The organism is Endozoicomonas sp. ONNA2 (assembly GCF_024606365.1).
GTDB lineage: Bacteria > Pseudomonadota > Gammaproteobacteria > Pseudomonadales > Endozoicomonadaceae > Endozoicomonas.
Window position 1 is genome coordinate 1 of the sequence record NZ_JAHHPO010000523.1, and the last position, 2,722, is coordinate 2,722.

General features: G+C 48.3%; 4 protein-coding genes. 3 read left to right on the forward strand and 1 reads right to left on the reverse strand.

The window, feature by feature from the left end:
- Positions 1-664 (forward strand): hypothetical protein (locus KDK14_RS09265; protein ID WP_257264815.1); only part of this gene is annotated, 664 nt, incomplete at its 5' end.
- A gap of 43 nt (positions 665-707) precedes the next feature.
- Here the strand turns inward: KDK14_RS09265 and KDK14_RS09270 are convergent.
- Positions 708-1,109 carry a phnA protein gene (locus KDK14_RS09270; protein WP_257264816.1) on the reverse strand — a complete coding sequence of 134 codons (402 nt, stop codon included), beginning with the start codon at positions 1,107-1,109 and terminating at the stop codon, positions 708-710.
- A 104-nt stretch (positions 1,110-1,213) separates the two neighbouring features.
- Here KDK14_RS09270 and KDK14_RS09275 point away from each other — a divergent pair, with 104 nt between their 5' ends.
- Both KDK14_RS09275 and KDK14_RS09280 read left to right on the forward strand, forming a co-directional pair.
- Positions 1,214-1,885, forward strand: coding sequence for an N-acetylmuramoyl-L-alanine amidase (locus tag KDK14_RS09275; protein WP_257264817.1), 672 nt, complete (start codon positions 1,214-1,216; stop codon positions 1,883-1,885).
- Between the two features lie 115 nt (positions 1,886-2,000).
- Positions 2,001-2,582: an RING finger protein gene (locus KDK14_RS09280; RefSeq protein ID WP_257264818.1), complete on the forward strand. Its 582-nt coding sequence runs from the start codon at positions 2,001-2,003 to the stop codon at positions 2,580-2,582.
- Positions 2,583-2,722 lie beyond the last annotated feature (140 nt).

Below are 2,722 nucleotides of genomic sequence, written 5' to 3' on the forward strand. Positions count from 1 at the left end.
GGAAAAACACTTTAAAAATAAAAAGCGTTTCATTCGTTCCAAAGTGGCAGAGTTTGTTAATCATGAAGGCAAGAGAATGGTAGCTGAATTGAGACGGCATGGTTATAACAAAGAATCTCCAAATAAGGAATATGTAGTAAGAAAGATTATGGAGAGAGCGAATAACTTTCAGGGGATGATCGACATCTACATTGAAAGCCAGAAAGAAGAGCACAATGATCATGACAGCGCTGAGAAAGCACTTTTACCTGATTCTTATAATAGTAGTCCGGAAGTGATATTCATGACCATACCTAATGAGGGTGCACAAAACCGATGCCACTTCGATTGGCAGAAGGATGTTGCTGTGCCTATGTATAAAAGTGAAGAAAAAGTCATTTATGGAGTCAGTGCCTTTATGGCGATTAAAGAAACCCACTATGTATCCTGGCGAAGAGATTGTAAAAACGGCCAGATGCACTATGCCGACTCCATGGGTGATAGTAGAGAAAGTGTCACTATCCCAGTGGTGGTTTCGATGCCGGATCAAAATACAGAAGCTGCTCTTGAGCTTGCTGATCAAAAAGCCAATGACAGTCATAGACACTTCAGAGAAGCAAAAAGCAAGCTGGAAGTGCTTGGGAGCCAGGTGGCTTTGGTTATGTTAACGCGAAAAAAACAATGAACGCCCCGGGAGCCATTTAGACAACAAATGGCTCTTTTTTTTTTCAGATTTTCCCTGAGTCTGCCCACTGCTCAATATCCGGCTCAAGATAAGCATGCTCCAGCGCTTCCATAGCCCAGTCCTGTTTTTCCGATAATTGTCTTAACAGTCGAAGAGAAACCACCTGTACGGCGGGTATCGGGCTCCAGATACTTTTCGTGAGGCATCGCCAGTGGTTGGGCTCCAGGCGTCTGGGCTGCCCAAGCTGCGTTTTGCAGGTCTCACAGAGCATCAGACAGTGATCGTAGTCTGGCTCACCGGGAACCGGCTCTACCTCATAGATGGACAGTGGCACGCCAGACGCTTCACACAGCTCACATTTTGATTTTGCCCGGCGTGCCAGATCCTTGCCCAGGAGGCTCAAGGCACCCTGTCGTTCCTGATGCTTTAATAGCCCTTTGGCCATGGTTTTATCCTCCAATAATTTTTGGTCCGCACACCGTGACTGCTTGCAGTCTTGAGAGAATCAGACAATGATAAGTCGATTGATGCTTGGCTGGCTGCATGCTTATGACTCTCAATGTGAACCGGGTAAAAACGGCGAATAGGGATGACTGGTCAATTCCTGTGGATTATCTGATCATTCATTATACGGCGGTAGACCTGAAAGATACGCTGGACATTTTTATCAACCCTGAGTCCTCTGTGTCCTCACACCTTGTGATCGATACCAATGGCGATATTTATGAGCTGGTTGACTGCCTGAATGGCCAGGCGCATCGCGGTTGGCATGCGGGGGTCAGTGAGTGGCAAGGCGTTCAGGGGTTAAATGATTGCTCTGTTGGCATTGAGCTGGTGAACTATAACGGGAATGTATTCCCGTTTACCGACGGGCAGTACCAGTCTTTGCAGCGGGTGATGGCCAGGTTACAAGAACACTATCCCAAATTGCGCGACCCTGAGCGGGTGATCGGTCATGAGCATATTGCCGGTTTTCGTGGCAAGGCCGACCCCGGACTGCTGTTTGACTGGCCCCGGTTTTACCGGCAGAACTACCCCGGGCTGGAGGCACCTGTGCGCCCGGCGGTCTGCCCGAAAGCATTGCAAGAGAGTCTGCTGCAACTGCAAAAGAGTGAGCCTGAATCGCCAGCAGAAAAAAACCCGTTCTGGCGTTCGGTCAGCTTGCTGACGGAAACGACCATTCGCCTTATTGCAGAGGCCAAGGGAAAGTCAGACGCTTGATCCATTGTTCATGGATATCAACAATAAAACCACCCCAGTTTGTGCCTGACTCGGGAACTCTCACTGCCAAACCATGTCCAACCCCTGCGCACTGTATTCAACCCCTGGAGTTAACATGATTGCCGATTCCGTTGCTACCGAACAATGCGTTATTTGCTGGGAAAATATTGAGGAAACCGACGCTGACCATGCCCCGGTAAATCTGGCATGCGGACATATTTTTGGTCGGTCCTGTATCATCGAATCTGGCAAAACCGATGCACGATGCCCCATTTGCCGAAAACATACTTTGCCGGCTGAATACTCAAGTTACAAACCCACTGTCTCGACCAGATTGCTGGATCGTCTGACAAATGCGGTATTGACATCGTGCAACTTCTTGGTCCCGGCATCTCTCATTCCTGCCTGGGCCTCTTTTCTGGGGGTCTCTTCAACGTTAGGGGTTGTCCTCATTACTCATGATTTTAATGACAATTATACTAACGGTAGAAGTCTTCGTTGGAACGTGGCTGCGGGTATTGCTCATGGTGCAATTATGACCTGTCTTTCTGAAGACAGACACAAAATTGCCAGTGTACTTTTCCGAAGCGCATGCCTTACTGCCTGTGTTGGCTGCCTTGTACACGGTCTCGCTGCTATTGCCTCTGGCATTCTCGCTATTGCCACCATTACCCTCTCATCCCGACTGTGGCCATAACGGTGTTTCAATTTACCGGATGCGTCTGCTGACGATGTTGGCCAGACCCGTCTTAGTAATTTCTTGTTATAGATATCAATATCTGCATAAGTAGCTGGCCATATGGAATCGTATATTTCTGGCTACTTGGGCTGGTACTA

What these genes read in the sequence shown, in the direction of transcription:
- KDK14_RS09270 (WP_257264816.1), bottom strand. Translation starts at nt 1,109, where the DNA reads ATGGCCAAAGGGCTATTAAAGCATCAGGAACGACAGGGTGCCTTGAGC.
- KDK14_RS09275 (WP_257264817.1), top strand. Translation starts at nt 1,214, where the DNA reads ATGACTCTCAATGTGAACCGGGTAAAAACGGCGAATAGGGATGACTGG.
- KDK14_RS09280 (WP_257264818.1), top strand. Translation starts at nt 2,001, where the DNA reads ATGATTGCCGATTCCGTTGCTACCGAACAATGCGTTATTTGCTGGGAA.